Consider the following 17,442-nt stretch of genomic DNA (forward strand, 5'->3'; position numbering starts at 1 on the left):
GTGTAACTATAAGATTTCATTAGCCACTCTAGAGTGCTGTATACCTAAGAAAATAGCGCTTCATAAACACAAGTCTTCCTATAAAATACGATGAGAGCTCTCACATGCCAAGGAGAAATGACAAGTTCTAATATGAGCCAAATTCCTAAGAAGGTCTCTAACTTCTACTCATTTTAGACATCACTACCGACATTTTCTGCTCTCTAAGTTATACAACCTAGCACAGATTATCCTCCCCGTCAGGAAGTCAGGAAGTCAGGAAGTCAGGAAGTCAGGAAGTCAGGAAGTCAGGAAGTCAGGAAGTCAGGAAGTCAGGAAGTCAGGAAGTCAGGAAGTCAGGAAGTCAGGAAGTCAGGAAGTCAGGAAGTCAGGAAGTCAGGAAGTCAGGAAGTCAGGAAGTCAGGAAGTCAGGAAGTCAGGAAGTCAGGAAGTCAGGAAGTCAGGAAGTCAGGAAGTCAGGAAGTCAGGAAGTCAGGAAGTCAGGAAGTCAGGAAGTCAGGAAGTCAGGAAGTCAGGAAGTCAGGAAGTCAGGAAGTCAGGAAGTCAGGAAGTCAGGAAGTCAGGAAGGGGGGGTCAGGAAGTCAGGAAGTCAGGAAGTCAGGAAGTCAGGAAGTCAGGAAGTTTACCATCTGGTTTCACGCTATATACAAAAATTTTCTGTATATAATCGTGAAATTAACAGTATGCTCCTACTCCCTAACTGCTCATCAAAAGTACAGTGAAACTTCGAATCTTTCAGAAACCGCTATAAATTAATGGCGGAAGTTTTAGACCTAACAGCCAGTAATAACACGGCTTCTTTAGATACATTTACCAAAATTTACAATGCCGAAATTCACATGACAAAATCGTTGCCAGAATACAGTGAGCCCTTCTGCCTAGATTACGTGTTTCACTACAGTACCGAATGACTCCATAACATACCTACTCACAGGCATATACCCTAAAAACTCAATTTAAAAAATACGTCCCTACAAGCAAGGTAGAACACTGCAGCAATATCCCACCAAACAATGCGAGAACTATATGGCTTATATATCCAAATAATACCGTGCTTACTCCTACATCACAGCTTGGATAACCTGAGAGACTAACTCTGATCGTACATACCATAGCGCGCCGTGTAATCGCGGAATTTACCCTTCTCCGGTTCAAAGAATAGCCTCACATTACCAATAGGACCATTTCTCTGCTTGGAAACAAAAACGTCCGCAAGATTACTAATAGAATCCATCTTCATCTGCCACTCTGCATGCTTAGGAGTCCCTTCAGTAGGCTGCTTTCTAAGCTCATAATACTCCTCGCGATATAAAAACATCACTACGTCAGCATCCTGCTCAATACTTCCCGAATCACGAAGATCCGACAGCTGCGGCTTCTTATCATCCCGCTGTTCAACAAGCCTTGATAGCTGAGAGAGTGCCACCAAAGGAACATTCAATTCTTTAGCTATAGCTTTTAGCCCCTGAGTCACCTCAGAAACTTCCTGCACCCTATTATCACCACTCCTTTTGGTGGTTCCCTTAATAAGCTGCAAATAGTCAATAAAAATCACCCCCACATTATGCAGCTGGTGCATTCTCCTGATCCTTGTCCTAAGCCCACTAATCGATAACGCAGAAGAATCATCTATAACTAGCGGTAGATCACATATATTTTCACTAGCCCTTAAAACTTGCTGTAAGTCTCCACTGCTTATTTTGCCGGATAAAGCTTTGTATGAGCTGATCTCTGACTCAATGGATATAAGCCTAGATGCTATATGCTCCGCAGACATTTCCAAAGAGAAAAAACCTACACTCTGCCCTTCTCCTTTAGCGACTTACACGCACTAAGAGCCATATTCAAAGCCAAAGCTGTTTTTCCCATAGAAGGCCGCGCAGCCAAAATAATCAAATCTGAATTTTGCAATCCATTCAGCAATAAATCCAAGTCTTTTAGACCTACCGTAATCCCCTGTAAAGCATCTTTATTATGTCTGGCAGACTCAATCTTTTTCCTAACATCTCCTATCAGCGTCGCAAATGTGTGATAATTCCTATCAGCCTTCCCCTTATTCCCCAATAAAAAAAGCTTCTGCGCAGCATTTTCTATCTGCTGCTCCGCTGGGTTATCGGAATCATAATCGTATGCCTTACCAACAATATCGCTACCAAGAGAAATCAAACATCGCCTAAGATGCGCATCAAAAACTACTCTCGCTACACTCCTGATGTCAAAAACTACACTAGCCTTAGCCGCAATCTTTGCGAGATATTCCCCTCCTCCACACTCAAGTAGCGCCTCATCATTGTCAAAAAACATCTTGAGACTTATCTCATTTGCAGAAAGACCCCTCTTATTTATCTTCACTACTTGATCAAAAATGCGTCCATGTAACGGATCATAAAATACTTCCGAGCTGATCATATCCTCAAGAGCATCACAGATCCTATTATCACGGAGCATAGCACCTATCAGCATCTGCTCTGCTTCTACATTGTTAGGCAAGTGAGCAATACTTTTCATCAAGCCCTTTTCTTCTGAGCTATGCACTAAATCCCCCAAAAACTACGACTGCCATCCTAAATCCATAATCAAGCACAAACCACACATCTCACCGCGACCTCCCCTTGTGTTTGCCCTGATACATCCCCTTCATGCTGACCAGCATCTGCCAAAACCCATTCTGTAGCTGACTAGGTTTCATACCTATAAGCTTTTGGCGCTTCTCTGACATCACAAAGCGCGTCCATCTTCCTATAGGCTCCATCAACCCTATAATCTTTACAATATCCTGATATTCAGCATGCACTTCAGAGCTCTTATGCAAGAATTTAGCATTAACCCTCTCCTTCGCAATCTCTCTGTGTTTTTTCTCAAGATAACGCTTATGCTTCTCTTCATCAGTAAGGGATTCCTCTTCATCTTGCACGCTGAACAATCGCTCAACATAATCCCGCAAAAACTTAAAGCATAGCCCCAAAAAGCCAAGACACAAAAAGCCCGCGATGACAATGAAAAAACCCGTCGAAACCTTAAAAATCATGACTTTTCAAGACATAACAACCCCCTCTTATTCTAACACAATGCAGCTGAAATGAGAAAGATATTGGCTGCTTGCCTCTTGTACCTGTATATTCAGTGCAGTATTACATGTTACAACCGTTTGCATTGGTCATGCCTGGCCCTACCTTCGAACACTTTGCGCAGTATATTGTTTAACATGCGAGCTTCTGCCTACATGAAAATAGCGATGGAAGAAGCCAATTCATCCTCCGGAGAAATACCTGTGGGCGCGCTGGTCGTGCGCAATGGAGTTATTATAGCCAAAGCACACAATCTCACCATTCAAAACACAGACCCAACAGCCCATGCTGAAATCGTTGCTATTCGCATGGCATGCAAAGCTCTATCCACTCATATACTTGATGGTTGCGATATTTATGTAACCCTAGAACCCTGCGCGATGTGTACACAGGCTATATCTCTAGCACGAATCAGAAGAATATACTTCGGTGCATGCAATGAAAAGCTAGGTGGCATAGAAAACGGAGCCCAAGTTCTCAAATATTGCTTGCACGTCCCTGAAGTATATGGCGGATTCCTGGAGCAAGAGAATGCCGAACTACTAAAAGCTTTTTTCAAAAAAATGCGCCTTAAGAAGTAGCCACCATTACACAATGCAACCTTACCACTCTTGCAATAGTATCCACACGGGACACAACCGAAATTGACTTAAATATATAAAGCGGCACTACAACATTGGGATGAGAAATTTCAACAGCACTTGAACTATCTCCTTACCCTGTGTATCCAATAAGTATAAGAGCTCCAGATATCAAACTTAGTACCTAGCCACAAATCCAAGGTCACGGGATAATTATGCCTTAGCATCCACTCTCACTTCAAAGCGCAATAACTATCATGAACTTCCTCTCTCAAATTAACCATGATGAAGATATTAAGAAACCACCCTAATCTCATCAACACGAGCAACATGTCACGTCTCTCATAGCTGAAATTATATTCTCAATAGCTGATCCTTACATAAACCAGATACCTGATAATAGTACCAGAAGTCTCAGATACTAGATTACTGTTACGCGCCTCCAAAGCACTAGCTATATTCAAAACCTGCTATCCCCAAGTTAACAAGGGGTGAAGTCATAGCAACTCGCCTCCTGTTGCTTACGAAGGTAGAAAAAACCGCCCTGATTTCTACAACCTCCCCACCTTCAATAGTTTTAGCTAATAACCCTGCTACTATGGTTTTTTCATCACTATTAAGAGCTACTAGATCTTTAGCTACGGCTTTGGCGTTGTCGTTTTGTTTTGGTGCCGTCTTTCCACCTGTGGATGTCGGCCAGTTCTTACTACCATTATTTAAGAGCGTTTTCTCTACAAAGTCCTTCAATACTTCAGGTACTGTGCTGCCATTGCCGTGGCTACTTAAAGCCCCATAATCTCCACACAACGACGTACCATGGTTTGTGCTGTCCCTCGTGGTATGTGTTGTTTCTTCGTACTTACCATAATTACTAGCTCCGCTATGCGACTTCGTCTTACAAACCTTCTCACCAATGCCGGAATGAGAAACCCCAACCGCCTTAGCAAACTGAACGATATCTTTACCCGAGGTTTTGGCAAGAGCAGCAGCAAGGTTATCAGTCTGTCCAGTAACAACATCATAAGCTAACTCCTTAGCTAGTAGATATACTGTTTCATCCTCTCTAATAATACTCTTCCTCTATCCCTTATACCCTTGGTCTTGAAACGCTCGCTCAAGCTCAACCCCGGCACCACCAATACCGTAACCAACACTGCCTTCCATAGCTACAAGCATGTTGTCCTTAAACCCAATACAAGAAAATGCTATTTCAAAAAAGGAAGAGCAACCTTTATACAAGAAGGTAGAGACAATAACCTCCATTACACCCACTAAATTTGCCGAATTTCCATATACGAGCACAATGATCTTCCATGGAATTACGTACATTTCATGGATTACACGTATAAGTTTCTTTGCAATAGCGAATTGGCTGCATCCAGCCAAACTTGCGAGATTCAAGCTTTACACCCTTTCTATCCTTTAAGTAAGGACATACCACCTCAGTCTTTCCCTTACACTAAAATCTCTCAGCTTGCTAAACACTGAACTGTAGTATCACCAAGAAGAGCAGCCTAAAGATATCACCTTAAAACGTCTTACAGCCTTATCAAACTAGCACCCCAAGTCACCCCCGCGCCTATAGCCGCAAGTAATACAAGCTGCCCTTCCTGCAATTTACCATCTCTCCTTGCATCACTCATAGCCAAAGGAATTGACGCAGCTGAAGTATTTGCGTGATCACCTATTCCAAGCACAACCTTATCCTGAGAAATACCGAGCCTTTTGGCAACCAAGTCTACAATTCTCACATTTGCCTGATGAGGAATAAACCAATCAATCGCATCAATGCCTATAGCATTCTTTTTAAGCAACCCTTCAACTGATGATGACAATTTCAAGATAGCGTGCTCAAATAAAACCGTTCCCTTCATGCGTATATGGCCTGCCGTACAGGTAGAAGCAACCCCTCCATCCGTGTACAGAATATCACCCAGTGTCCCATCCGTATACAGCGCTGTATCGACAATACCCCTATTTGAGGCTTTTCCATCTCCCTTGAAGACACATGCCCCCGCACCATCACCGAACAAAACACAAGTGGACCTATCATGCCAATCCACTATCTTAGACATAGACTCGGCGCCTATTAGCAAAGCAACCCCAACTTGACCAGTTTTTATCAAACTATCAACAACAGAAATCGCATATACAAAACCCGAGCACGCAGCGTTCATGTCAAAAGCAAACGCCTTCGTACAGCCAAGCTTTCCCTGCACCATAGTGGCACAACTCGGCAAAGTAGAATCCGGAGTAGAAGTCGCAACAACAATAAGATCCACTTCCTCCGCAGAAACTCCTGCATCACTGAGCGCAGCTTCCGCCGCCTTCACAGCCATATCGGACGTAGCTTCTCCCTCACTTACCAAATACCTGCGCTTTATACCAGTCCTACGAAATATCCACTCATCTGTAGTATCAACAATCAGCGACAAATCCTCATTCGTAACAGCCTTATGCGGCAAAAAGGACCCTACTCCACACAATACAGCTTTCATCACCCCATTTCACTTATTTCCGAAGCTATCTTTGAAACTATAGCATAACGCGCAGAATGCACAGCAGTTTTAATCGCACAAGCGTAAGCCTTGCCATCCGCAGATCCGTGACTCTTAACTACGACACCATTCAACCCTACAAGCATAGCACCATTGTACAGCTTAGGATCTACCAGCTCCATAGTTTTACGCACACTTGGCTTTAACATACATGCAGCAATCTTAGCCGTGATAGAAGACTTTACGACACCTTTGAACAGAGACATAAGCAAATTTGCTACAGCTTCAGTGGTTTTTAGCATTATGTTCCCGGAAAAACCATCCGCTACCACAACGTCTACTTCCCCCTTGAAAACCTCCTCGGCTTCTATGTACCCATAGAAATCCATCTTGGATTTAGCAGCCCTCATCAACGAAAATGCTTCTTGCACAGCATAAGTGCCCTTCACCTCTTCCGAGCCTACGTTCAGCAACCCAACCTTCGGATCAGTTCTTCCCAATATTGCCTTAGCAAAAGCTACACCCATAATCGCAAACTGCAACAACGCATCCGCACTACATTCTATGTTCGCCCCTATATCCAAAACCACAAAGCTACTCTTTTGCGATGGCATAGCAACCGCTATAGCAGGCCTATCTATGCTGTGTATAGTACCTAATAAGTGTCTGGAAATTGCCATAAGAGCGCCAGTATTCCCCGCAGAGACCACAGCAGATACCAATCCCTTTTTAAGATCCTCCACCGCATGCCACATACTAGAACGCCTACGGTGCCTTAAGGCATAAGAAGGCCTATCTGAGGACGATACAGCATCTGAAACATCTACAAACACGCTGTTGGCCTCTACAAGCTTATATTTAGCGAGTACAGGAAGCACTTCCTCTTTTTTACCGTAAATGCTGAAATGGACCTTTCCATCACAAGGAACAACCCCCGATAATACTAAGTTTGCCCCTTCAATTACCACGTCTGGCGCTGAATCGCCCCCCATGGCATCAAGCGCTATAGATATACTATCATCCCGTATCTCAGTCATGGACAACTACACTTTCGATTTTGCTACTTGTTTTCCGTTATAATATCCACCCAAACACACATGGTGTGATAATTTATACTCTCCTGTTGTGGGATCAATCACCACATTTGGTGCTACAAGCCCAAGATGAGAGCGATGCATATTGCGACGCGACTTGGACTTTTTTCTCTTAGGTACAGCCATGGCACAACTCTTATTGACCAAAGTCTTGATTATCACCCAGAAAACAAATATTCGCAACAGCACTTTCACAAGATTACGCACATTTTTCAGCCACGCTGCATGCATATGCTATATTTAGGATGCGCACGAAAAGTGCTACCTTACCCTTTCTATCATCCTGCTATGCAAAATAAGGCATAGATTTTTAGTGTAAGTGCTGGGTATGTCACACTAAGGATAAATCTCCTGTAACATAATTCAGGTTTTTGAGGATTGTAACACCATATGTCATAATGTGTATTACCACGTACCCGCATCGCTGCTGTAAAACAGCTCGCACGAATGTGAATAACATACTTCGTATCTCAATTCGGGTATTGAGACATAGATTTGCATTCATGAAACAGTGTACTCTGCTGTTATAGCTAATTTTTGATGCAAAATATGCATTAATACCCTACTATTATCCACACTTTTCCTACCACCTGTAACGTGTTTATGTATAGAAATTTTAACTTTAAAGTTCTGTTAGAATCCGGAAAAGCAAGAGTTGGTACAATCACAACTCCTCACGGGTCTATTTTTACTCCAGCATTCATTTTCTGCGCTACCAAGGCCTCCATAAAGTCTCTAAAAATACAAGATGTGCAAGAATGCGGCACTCAAATCATTCTATCTAACACTTACCATCTTATGCTGCAACCCGGAGAGCAAGTAGTTGAATCACTAGGTGGCTTGCACAAAATGATGGGCTGGAACGGCCCCATGCTTACAGACTCAGGTGGATATCAAATCTTCAGCCTAGGTTATGGTTCTGTCTCCGAAGAACTTAAAGGGAAGTTACGCAAATCATCAGGTACGTCCCTGATAAAAATTGATGAAAGTGGCGCGCGCTTTAGATCATATATAAACGGTAGTACCTACCACCTCACCCCCGAAAGATCTGTAGAAATACAGCGCAAATTAGGAGCAGATTTGGTGGTAGTGCTGGATGAGTGCACTCCATTCCACACAAGCTATGAATACACAAATCAGTCCATGCTTATGAGCACCAGGTGGGCACAGAGATCTCTAGAAGCCTTTAAAAGCACAGACGATGGATCACAAGCCCTATACTGCGTGATACAAGGAGGTGTGTATCCTGACCTACGTAAGACTAGCTGTGAGTTCGCAAATAATTCTCCTTTCTTCGGACATGCAATAGGAGGATCTCTTGGTGCCTGTAAGCAACAGATGTACGATATAGTGTCTCTAACTTACAATATGCTCGATAAAACTCGTCCAGTACACCTCTTGGGCATCGGGAACGTAATAGATATATTTCACGGAGTCCTACAGGGTATCGATACTTTCGACTGCGTGTATCCTACAAGAATTGCACGCCATGGAGCTGCTCTCGTAAAACCCGAGAACAGAGATATGCATGGAAGAGAATACATAAACCTGAATTCCGCAAAATTCAGAACCAGTACAGATGCAATAGAGCAAGATTGCATCTGCTATACATGCAGAACACATTCAAAAGGATATCTACACCACCTACTGAAGGCAAAGGAGCTACTAGCCTATTCATTAATAACCATACACAACATACAGTTCATGAACGACCTGATGCAACTCATTAGAAAGTCAATCAGCAACAATAGCCTACAACAAGAACTGACTCGATGGAGCTAGTATGCAACCATCACGAAAGTCCACGGTTACATTTTGGATCCACCATAGCGCTATGTGAAATAAAGAATGCTAAATCCTATGGATGTTCCTCAAGATAACCCTTAACTACGTCTGATTTGGGATTTTGAAAAACCTCTTGAGTGGCACCTTGTTCAACAACCCTACCTCCTGAGAAAAAGATAACCTTATCAGATATCTTCTTCACCTGCTTTATGGAATGCGTAACAACCACTATCGCAAAGTTCTTCTTTAAGTCTCTAATCAGATTCTCAACAACACCCGTTGCTACAGGGTCCAATGCAGAACACGGCTCGTCCATCAGCAACATTGTAGGCCTTACAGCAATAGCCCTCGCTATACACAACCTCTGTTGCTGCCCACCTGACAGCTTACACGCATTATCTCTAAGTCTGCCACCAAGCTCTTCCCAAAGCCCCACGCTTCTTAAACTATCCTCCACTATGCTGTCGAGCTTCTTTTTACTCCTGGCCAACCCATGCAACTTGGGACCATAAGCGATATTGTCATATATAGACTTGGGAAACGGATTGGGCTTCTGAAACACCATCCCAACCTTTGCCCTAAGCAACACAACATCAGTTGCGTCAGAAAATACATCCATACCATCAACGATGATCTTGCCATCCACTTTGCAATTTGGCACAAAATCATTCATACGATTAAAACACCGCAAAAACGTTGACTTGCCACATCCTGAAGGCCCTATGAGTGTGGTGATTTCTCTCTTACATACGTTGAGATTTACATCGAACAAAATCTGCTTCCCCTCGTACCACAGATTCAGGTCCTTAACTACAGCATGAACATCTTGCATACAAATTACGCTCCACGCACAGAAATTGAGTATAAAATCGCAGTACTATTCCCAAACATACTCATATCCCCCAAAATACCACGCACAAAGACCCACCGTTTTCCTTCACGAAGCAATTGCACCCTTTCCTCACGACACACAACACCATAATCCTTGAAGTCTACAGTAAAAACCACGTCCTTGTAGCAGGTTTGGACAAGCTTCTACATCTATTAGCAGAAAACATTCCAAGACAATCAAGATTTTTATTATTAAAACTAGAACTACAAATCTTAGCTATGATTACATTGCGAGCAACTTTCCAATAACATAACTTGAATTCCTGTACAAGGCTATCCCAGGCATATTACGAACAATTCAGCAAGGTTTACGAATAAACACTGCATCATATACAAGCATATAGAGTAAAGATCATCTAAAATCTAGGTCCTAGTCACAAAACAACGCAATCACACTATCACCCAATACATATAGACGAGCTCACACCACTAATAACACCTCAATCAAGACATAAATACTTTTCTCAGAGGAAATTTTCTACCGAAACAACTAAATATTTAATACAACAAATTTACACTGATACAACGTAAAAAGCTAATCGAGATCTTTCCCAAGCATCAGCCGCTCAGTAAGTTTATCGCTATAATCACACCACATACGCTCCAAAAGCATGCCTAAATCACCGTGCCTCCAGAGAAAATCAATAGAAATTATATATCACAAACAAATCCGCCTTATCTTCACACCTTATACCACTTCATAGCTCTACGGCGGTTATCACACTGAACACATAACTTAAGAAAACCCTCGTGCAGCTCTGTTATAATTCGTGGTTTATAGAGCAGTAACTTCCTCGGTAATGTAACAATGGATCATCATCCTCTAAAGTAGCACAGTCTAAGACTCGCCCTACCACAATTTTGTGATCACCCCCATCGTATAATCTGTAAAGAGCACAGTGAAAATACGCAATAGACCCACATATTACGGGAATTCCTGATAGCTTTATATAGTCATGACTGTCCCAATTTTCCACAAGATTACAAGCAAAATCCTGGGAGACATCCTTCTGAGCATCACTGAGGATATTTACTACGAACTCCGTACACTGGCTAAATGCAGCAAACCGAGAAGACGACTTCTGTATTGAAAACAGAACCAATGGGGGATCTAGAGATACGGAATTGAACGAACTTACAGTAACACCATGCTGAGCTCCTGAAGAATCAACTGTGGTGACAACCGTGACACCCGTAGCAAACCTCCCCATGCACGACTTAAAACGCTTAGCAGATATACTTCCTAATTGTTGCATGCACAAAGCACAACAGGCACCTAAACTATACGACCCAAACACACGCCTAGAAACAATAGGATCCCTGCGTATATGTTCGTCTTGAACATATACATGCATCTAGCCGGATTGTCAAAATCTGTCTTCCTCCACTGGTAGTAGAATACTCCTGCACTTTTCAAAATAAAGACATAGTATGGCCAGCTGAGTGATGATACGACTCCAGCACATACCCACATCGTTATTGTCAAGATATACAGACGCTTCACATATAGTCCGGTATTGTCTCCAAACTTTAATGCAGTACTACCCAAACCTAACCTAGCATCGTCTACCTTGTCCTGATGTGCATATATTGTGTCAAAAGCTGTAGTCCAGAATATGCATCCTATGTACAAAAGTATAGAACCGAACTTTACTTCATTTGCAGCCATTGCGGAACCTATCAGAATTCCAAAATTCCACACAATGCCAAGCACAAACTGTGGATATGAAAAAAATCTCTTCATCAGTGGATAAAGTACAACGCCGCAGAAGCAGATTATGCTTAGATATAGAGACAATTTATTTGTAAACAATAAAATCACACCGGCAATGCACAGCAGGACAGCTAAGGCACATAACCCCTCACGCACTTTCAAACGCCCGCAGGCTATTGGCCTGGATTTTGTTCTGTGTACATGGATGTCTATATTCCTATCAAAGATATCATTGATGATACACCCAGCAGATCTCACTACCAAAGCTCCAATCGCTACAAGAACAAACAATTTTAGTACGCTGTATAAGCTGTTAGAAGCGAGAACGATACTTGCACAAGTAGGAAATGTTGCTAGCAAAGATATCTCGCAGCTATGCAGCCTTATCAACTGAGAATACGGAACCAGAGCGCCAAATACCTTCTTTACCCTGCTAAACATATATTTCCTCCACAACACACACAGCAAATATAAACGGTGAATTCAAAAAACACCTGAGAATATTTTTGCAAGAAACCTGCCACTATAACATAAACCTCTATTACACACCAACAGATTAGCCCTCCGTTTCAATTTTGTGCGCGAAGCCTCTATGCAACTTGTAATTGGACCCCTACGCTTCAAGACCAATAGACTTTCTAGTACGTGGCCAAAAGAATACCAGAAAGGAATAGTATAAATTAGCTAAGGTCAACTATAACGACGATTCTTCATATATGCGACAAGCGTAATAGTGTCAGCGACGATCATACTGGATCGTCTACGAGGTGTAGATTGTCGTTTGTAGTGTAGATTATAGAATTATGACAGTCCTAGTTGAGTAGGTATTTTTCTCAAAATAGGGCTATCTAGCTCTGCATTTTTGTTGCGTAGCAATGCCAAAACACTTTCCGTAATTAGCGCTATAATTGCTCATTGAAGAAACTTGACACAAAAAAGCCTGTACCCACCATTATATCTAGAAAATGCCCTGAGGGGTCTGGAACTATCTAACCCTGCCTTTTTATTGCATAGCAATACCGAAACACTTCCCATAATTAGCTATATTTGCTCACTAGAAAAACTAATATACAAAAGCTGATACCCGGCATTATCTAGAAAATTCGTGCAGGTCTTGGGACTTGACAATATGTGGCACAAACTGTAGCTTGATAGCGTATTGGCGCTAGTAAATTTGTTAGGTGAAGCGATGAAAAGAACTTTTCAGCCAAGTAGGATTGTGAGAAAACGCAGACATGGTTTTCGCGCAAGAATGTCTACTAAATGGGGAAGGAGAATCTTGAATAGACGCCGTGCTCAGGGTAGGAGTATTCTGTGCGCCTAAAGGGTCTTGTTACTCTCAAAAAAAGGAAAGAATTTGCTCATGCTAGGTTGCATGGGCGCACTGTTAAGAGTGGTGGTTTGCTGCTACAAGCTGTTGATGATCCTGGTTCAGGGTCTCCAGGCTGTGAAAGCGTTAGGGTTGGTTTTACTGTAAGTAAAAAGTCTGGAAATGCTGTAGTACGTAATAGAATAAAGCGTAGGCTCCGCGTTGCAGCGCAGAATGTAATAGCTAAAAACGCGCATAGGGGGTTTTATTATATCTTGATTAGTAGTCGTCGTTTGGCTGACGTTGGGATGGGGGAACTACTGTATAGTTTAGTTACTTGTCTTAGGAGGCTGGGTTTGCACTTATAAGTCACTTTTTCATCGTTATTGATTGTAGGCTATGTACTTTTTGAAGTTGTTTTTGGCTTTTCCGGCAGTTTTCCTTTTGCTGTTTTCTGGGTTTAGGCTTTCTTTTTCCTCTAGGTGGTTGCAATTACGTAGTTTTGCCGATGCCATATCGTGTTTGCTGAAGAATCGGGGTGCTGAATTTTCTTCACTGGCAGCGCTGTGTGCGATTGTGGGCGGAAATCTTGGAGTAGGTAACTTATCCGGTACTGCTGTTGCTCTGAGAGCTGGAGGTCCCGGCTTCATAGTATGGATGGTATTCATAATAATACTCACATCAATCATAAAATATGCAACTTGCTATATTAGCATCCGCACACGGGAGGAACGAAATGGTAGGACGTTCGGAGGGCCAGTTGTATATTCACAACACGCTTTTAAGACAAAGTGGGCTTCACTTGCAGTAGCCATTATAACGATGGTTTGCGCTGTAACCGTGGGAAACTTGGTTCAAGTAAACTCCTTATCAATATCTATGCACCTTATAGGTCAATCACCTCTAAGCGCTGGTATAGTAATGGCTATAGCACTGTTCATAGTAACAAATCTGGGATCTCTAGGTAGAGTAGTATCCAGAGTGGTCCCTGCGATGACCATATTCTATATTGTGTTAGCTGGATTAACGCTCGGCAAGTTTGGTAGCAATATCATACCATCATTAAAGCTAATACTCGAAAGTGCATTGAGTCTGAGTAGTCTTCGTGATGGGGCTATATTAGCTTTGGTCGCAGAAACCTTTACAATAATTCAAGTAGGGGCTATACGGGGGATATTTGCCACAGATATAGGTTTAGGGCTTGAGGGAACTGTGCATTCAATGGTAGTAAGCAAGAATGTGGTAGACAGCAACTTCGCTACTCAACAGAGTTTGGTTTCAATTATTTCTCCGTTTATCGTTGCCTTAGTAACGTTCATCACGACTCTAGTCCTATTAACAACTGGAGTATGGACGGATCTCAGTTTAGAGAGCACCAACATGTGTTTTGCGGCTTTCACAAGCGCTTTTGGAAAACACTATACAGAGTATGCGTTGATTGCGTTAGTGTTCTGTTTCTCGCTAACAACCATCCTGACCTGGTTTATCTGCTCTAAAGAGGTGCTGGCTTACGTTTCTCACAATAACCGTTTTATGGAGAAGTGCTGGACTGCTCTGTTTTTCTTTATTATTCCTTTAGGCTCTTTGGGAGGCTTAAGTTTATTGTGGGACATCGCTGATATATCTATATCTATATCCATAATAATAAATACACTGGGTATATTGCTTCTGCTGAATCGTTATAAGAAAGAGATGTTCTCAGCTTTAAGCAAAGATTCGAGTAAAGAGTAGCAGTCTCATAATAACAGTGTTATCGCCCACCACGCAGTGTAGCGTAACTCTCGCGCTGTGATTGCGTACGGAAGGCTTGGGTATAGGCTATAAAAAGCTTGGTTTATGCCAGCGTTGTGCATTGTTACATGTGTAGCTCTCGCGTTGACTAAAAAACTGAAGAAGTCACCATTTCGTGCAGATACGACGGATGGGCCATGCTCCACAGAGAAAGAGAGCGAATATCTGAGCAATGAGCAATGAGCAATGAGCAATGAGCAATGAGCAATGAGCAATGAGCAATGAGCAATGAGCAATGAGCAATGAGCAAGACAATGAGCAATGAGCAATGAGCAATGAGCAGAGCAATGAGCAATGAGCAATGAGCAATGAGCAATGAGCAATGAGCAATGAGCAATGAGCAATGAGCAATGAGCAATGAGCAATGAGCAATGAGCAATGAGCAATGAGCAATGAGCAATGAGCAATGAGCAATGAGCAATCTATCTTCCTAAGTATTTGCTCTTGTCAACAACATCATCCAAAAAATCACTTTTTATTCGATTGCGGGTGATAACGCACTTTCACAACAGTGTCTACCTGACCCCTGCCTTCATAGGTTAAACCCTTTGCATTTTTGTGCCAGGGCCGTCGTGTTATTGATTTTTCCACATAAACTGAAGATTTATTCATCCATATGTAGTGAACTCCGTGATCACGTATATCCTGTAGCCCTATGTGCTTTATATCGCTACACTCTTCTGGATAAGTAGTTTGTTCATTGCATATAATTAGATTCATATTCTTACAGTGTGCTACAAGAAAACTACTGTCACTAGTTATAAGTACGTGATCCTTATATATACATCCACCTTCCTCGCATACTAGCATTTTGTCTTGCAAGAACTCCCCCTGTTGCTTGATTCTGCCCTGGCCGTTATCTCTGGCCCATTGCGCATACTTAAAACCTCTCGTACTACCATTTTGCATAACAAAATACAAATTTGCATCTCTTCCCTTTACTACAACAGCAGTATCATCACAAATAATATCAGGGGTTTTATATGTAATGGCCGATACAGTACCCAAAAAGGTGAAAATTACGCCGCCAAAAAGGCGTATGCAACCCGTACATAGCGACGCGGTAAGTAGTCCAAGTGTTACAAGCAAGACAGAACTACTGGGTATGGAACGAAAAGAAGTAAACAGTTCCGTAAGCGCAGTACAATGAGCAATGTATATTAAAAAACCTACCGCCCACTCCAACAAAAAAGCAATAATCGGAGCGAAGAAGGTATCACACGTTATGAGATATAGCACCCCTAACGGTATCACCACAAACGTTGCTGTAGGCACGGCTATAACGTTTGCTAGCACCCCGGCAATAGAAAATTCATGAAAGTGATAAATTACATAAGGTGCAGTAGCTAAACTTGCAATCAGAGAAACTGTCGCTGTCACAACTAGGTACTGCAGTATATTATTAGCTACAACCATACTGCAAGATAGATTACCAAAAGAAACTAGAGAGAGAACAGCAGTAAACGACATCTGAAAACTGGGAGAAAGAATAGCCTCCGGAGTGGCAAGCAATATTACTGATGCCGCAACAGACAAAGATCTCATACTGTTATGACGCCTGTCTATGATAATACCACAAAAGGTTAGTAAGACCATTATAAATGCCCTACATGCAGAAATTGGCATGCCAGCCAACAGCAAGTAGTAAAAACTCACACCTATCGCAATACCGGAACATAGCTTCTTTGTGTTATAAAGTAATGTAAGCTTTTCAGAACACACAAATACATGTCTAAAAAATATAAAAACCATCCCTGCAACACATGAGAGATGTAATCCCGAAATTGCAAGCAAGTGTGCTAGCCCTGAGCGCCTCACATCCTTGAGTATTTCTTCCCTTATTCCCTGTCGTTTACCTATTAATAGGGCAGAAAGCACTTCTGTAGTGTCTCTACTTAGACGTGCTGCAAATCTTTCATACGTCTTAATACGACTTCTTTCTATCCAATCTAAGAATCTGATACTTTCTCCTTTCTCCTGTAGTACCACCGCAGAAGTCGTAAAACCTGTAGCTCCTATGCCCTTAAAATATGCATCCCTAGCAAAATCATAGCCATTATGCGAATTAGGAGCTTTGGGAGGGTATATTACTCCCGTGAATTTTATTATATCTCCTACTTGGATTATAGGATCGATAACGGTCCTCACCGCTAACCTTATGCAGGTTTTCTTGCGTTTACTTACTTCAACATCACAAACCAGCAACTGTACATGTTTGGGTCTGTAATTAATCTCTCGTAGCGTTCCCACCTTGTCTTTAACATACGTCTTGTCCGTTACGACAAAGTGTTTGAGATCAAGTACTGAAGTTCTGGCATATGCACATACAAAACCCACAATACCAAGTACTATAATAGATAATGGGATCAACTTATCACTGAGATCTATAATAAATACAAGAACTATCCCAGATATGAGAAGAGTTATTACCCAAAACGCAGTAGGCTCATATTCCAGAGAAAAATACAGTATTATCCCCATTGCTTGGAATACAGGAACCCATTGTATTAGGTGATCTGCTTGTAAGCGTAGCTCACTCCCTATAAGGTGGATAAACCTTCTTACGAAAAAGCTACATTTGTGCACAACAAAGTATCATGTTCGATCTTTCCTTAATTAAAAGATTAATTATTTAAGAAAGATACTAAAAATCACAAAAAGATACACCCTTTTTAGAAAACTTCTAGTAAATAACCTAAAAGCTCCTAAAC

At 42.0% G+C, this 17,442-nt stretch carries 14 protein-coding genes and 2 pseudogenes; 5 read left to right on the forward strand and 11 right to left on the reverse strand.

Annotated elements, in window-relative coordinates; translation table 11 throughout:
• Nucleotides 1–1,090: 1,090 nt before the first annotated feature.
• Nucleotides 1,091–2,508, reverse strand: a pseudogene (locus APHWEB_RS00690) (replicative DNA helicase).
• 88 nt (nucleotides 2,509–2,596) lie between these two features.
• Nucleotides 2,597–3,028 (reverse strand): hypothetical protein, encoded by a 432-nt coding sequence (locus APHWEB_RS00695; protein ID WP_011450455.1) that lies wholly within the window; start codon nucleotides 3,026–3,028, stop codon nucleotides 2,597–2,599.
• Between the two features lie 177 nt (nucleotides 3,029–3,205).
• On the opposite strand from APHWEB_RS00695, the gene APHWEB_RS00700 reads away from it, so the two are divergent.
• Nucleotides 3,206–3,649, forward strand: a complete 444-nt coding sequence (locus APHWEB_RS00700; RefSeq protein WP_011450454.1) for a nucleoside deaminase — start codon at nucleotides 3,206–3,208, stop codon at nucleotides 3,647–3,649.
• A 522-nt stretch (nucleotides 3,650–4,171) separates the two neighbouring features.
• Here APHWEB_RS00700 and APHWEB_RS06195 read toward each other — a convergent pair.
• From APHWEB_RS06195 to rpmF, 4 genes and pseudogenes are all read right to left on the reverse strand, one after another.
• Nucleotides 4,172–4,843 (reverse strand): annotated as a pseudogene (locus tag APHWEB_RS06195) (P44/Msp2 family outer membrane protein); the annotation flags it as partial.
• Between the two features lie 344 nt (nucleotides 4,844–5,187).
• Complete coding sequence (locus APHWEB_RS00710) at nucleotides 5,188–6,150, reverse strand: beta-ketoacyl-ACP synthase III (RefSeq protein ID WP_044104073.1); 963 nt, start codon at nucleotides 6,148–6,150, stop codon at nucleotides 5,188–5,190.
• Nucleotides 6,147–7,184 (reverse strand): phosphate acyltransferase PlsX, encoded by a 1,038-nt coding sequence (gene plsX, locus APHWEB_RS00715; protein ID WP_011450451.1) that lies wholly within the window; start codon nucleotides 7,182–7,184, stop codon nucleotides 6,147–6,149. The genes APHWEB_RS00710 and plsX overlap by 4 nt, the downstream gene beginning before the upstream one ends.
• Nucleotides 7,185–7,190: 6 nt before the next feature.
• The gene (rpmF, locus tag APHWEB_RS00720) at nucleotides 7,191–7,367 is read right to left on the reverse strand and encodes a 50S ribosomal protein L32 (protein ID WP_011450450.1); all 177 of its coding nucleotides are present in this window, start codon (nucleotides 7,365–7,367) and stop codon (nucleotides 7,191–7,193) included.
• Between the two features lie 477 nt (nucleotides 7,368–7,844).
• On the opposite strand from rpmF, the gene tgt reads away from it, so the two are divergent.
• Complete coding sequence (gene tgt, locus APHWEB_RS00725; RefSeq protein ID WP_021799008.1) at nucleotides 7,845–9,023, forward strand: tRNA guanosine(34) transglycosylase Tgt; 1,179 nt, start codon at nucleotides 7,845–7,847, stop codon at nucleotides 9,021–9,023.
• 76 nt (nucleotides 9,024–9,099) lie between these two features.
• Here the strand turns inward: tgt and pstB are convergent, their stop codons facing one another.
• The 4 genes from pstB to APHWEB_RS00740 form a co-directional block, all read right to left on the reverse strand.
• Entirely contained in the window at nucleotides 9,100–9,858 is a 759-nt protein-coding gene (gene pstB / locus APHWEB_RS00730) for a phosphate ABC transporter ATP-binding protein PstB (protein ID WP_011450448.1), read from the reverse strand.
• Nucleotides 9,859–9,863: 5 nt separating this feature from the next.
• The gene (locus APHWEB_RS06200) at nucleotides 9,864–10,034 is read right to left on the reverse strand and encodes a hypothetical protein (protein WP_011450447.1); all 171 of its coding nucleotides are present in this window, start codon (nucleotides 10,032–10,034) and stop codon (nucleotides 9,864–9,866) included.
• 644 nt (nucleotides 10,035–10,678) lie between these two features.
• Entirely contained in the window at nucleotides 10,679–11,173 is a 495-nt protein-coding gene (locus APHWEB_RS00735; RefSeq protein WP_011450446.1) for a flavin reductase family protein, read from the reverse strand.
• Between the two features lie 20 nt (nucleotides 11,174–11,193).
• On the reverse strand, nucleotides 11,194–12,072 hold the full coding sequence (locus tag APHWEB_RS00740; protein WP_011450445.1) for a 4-hydroxybenzoate octaprenyltransferase: 879 nt from the start codon (nucleotides 12,070–12,072) through the stop codon (nucleotides 11,194–11,196).
• Between the two features lie 748 nt (nucleotides 12,073–12,820).
• Between APHWEB_RS00740 and rpmH the strand changes: the two genes are divergently transcribed.
• The 3 genes from rpmH to APHWEB_RS00750 are packed head-to-tail and all read left to right on the forward strand — an operon-like array spanning nucleotide 12,821 to nucleotide 14,671.
• Nucleotides 12,821–12,955 (forward strand): 50S ribosomal protein L34, encoded by a 135-nt coding sequence (rpmH, locus tag APHWEB_RS05890; RefSeq protein ID WP_011450444.1) that lies wholly within the window; start codon nucleotides 12,821–12,823, stop codon nucleotides 12,953–12,955.
• The gene (rnpA, locus tag APHWEB_RS00745; RefSeq protein ID WP_011450443.1) at nucleotides 12,946–13,308 is read left to right on the forward strand and encodes a ribonuclease P protein component; all 363 of its coding nucleotides are present in this window, start codon (nucleotides 12,946–12,948) and stop codon (nucleotides 13,306–13,308) included. The genes rpmH and rnpA overlap by 10 nt, the downstream gene beginning before the upstream one ends.
• Nucleotides 13,309–13,339: 31 nt before the next feature.
• Nucleotides 13,340–14,671 (forward strand): alanine:cation symporter family protein, encoded by a 1,332-nt coding sequence (locus APHWEB_RS00750; RefSeq protein ID WP_020849251.1) that lies wholly within the window; start codon nucleotides 13,340–13,342, stop codon nucleotides 14,669–14,671.
• Between the two features lie 528 nt (nucleotides 14,672–15,199).
• Here APHWEB_RS00750 and APHWEB_RS00755 read toward each other — a convergent pair.
• The gene (locus tag APHWEB_RS00755; protein WP_011450441.1) at nucleotides 15,200–17,317 is read right to left on the reverse strand and encodes a ComEC/Rec2 family competence protein; all 2,118 of its coding nucleotides are present in this window, start codon (nucleotides 17,315–17,317) and stop codon (nucleotides 15,200–15,202) included.
• Nucleotides 17,318–17,442: the final 125 nt, after the last annotated feature.

It is taken from the genome of Anaplasma phagocytophilum str. Webster (assembly GCF_000964685.1).
In the GTDB taxonomy this organism is placed as follows: Bacteria; Pseudomonadota; Alphaproteobacteria; order Rickettsiales; family Anaplasmataceae; genus Anaplasma; species Anaplasma phagocytophilum.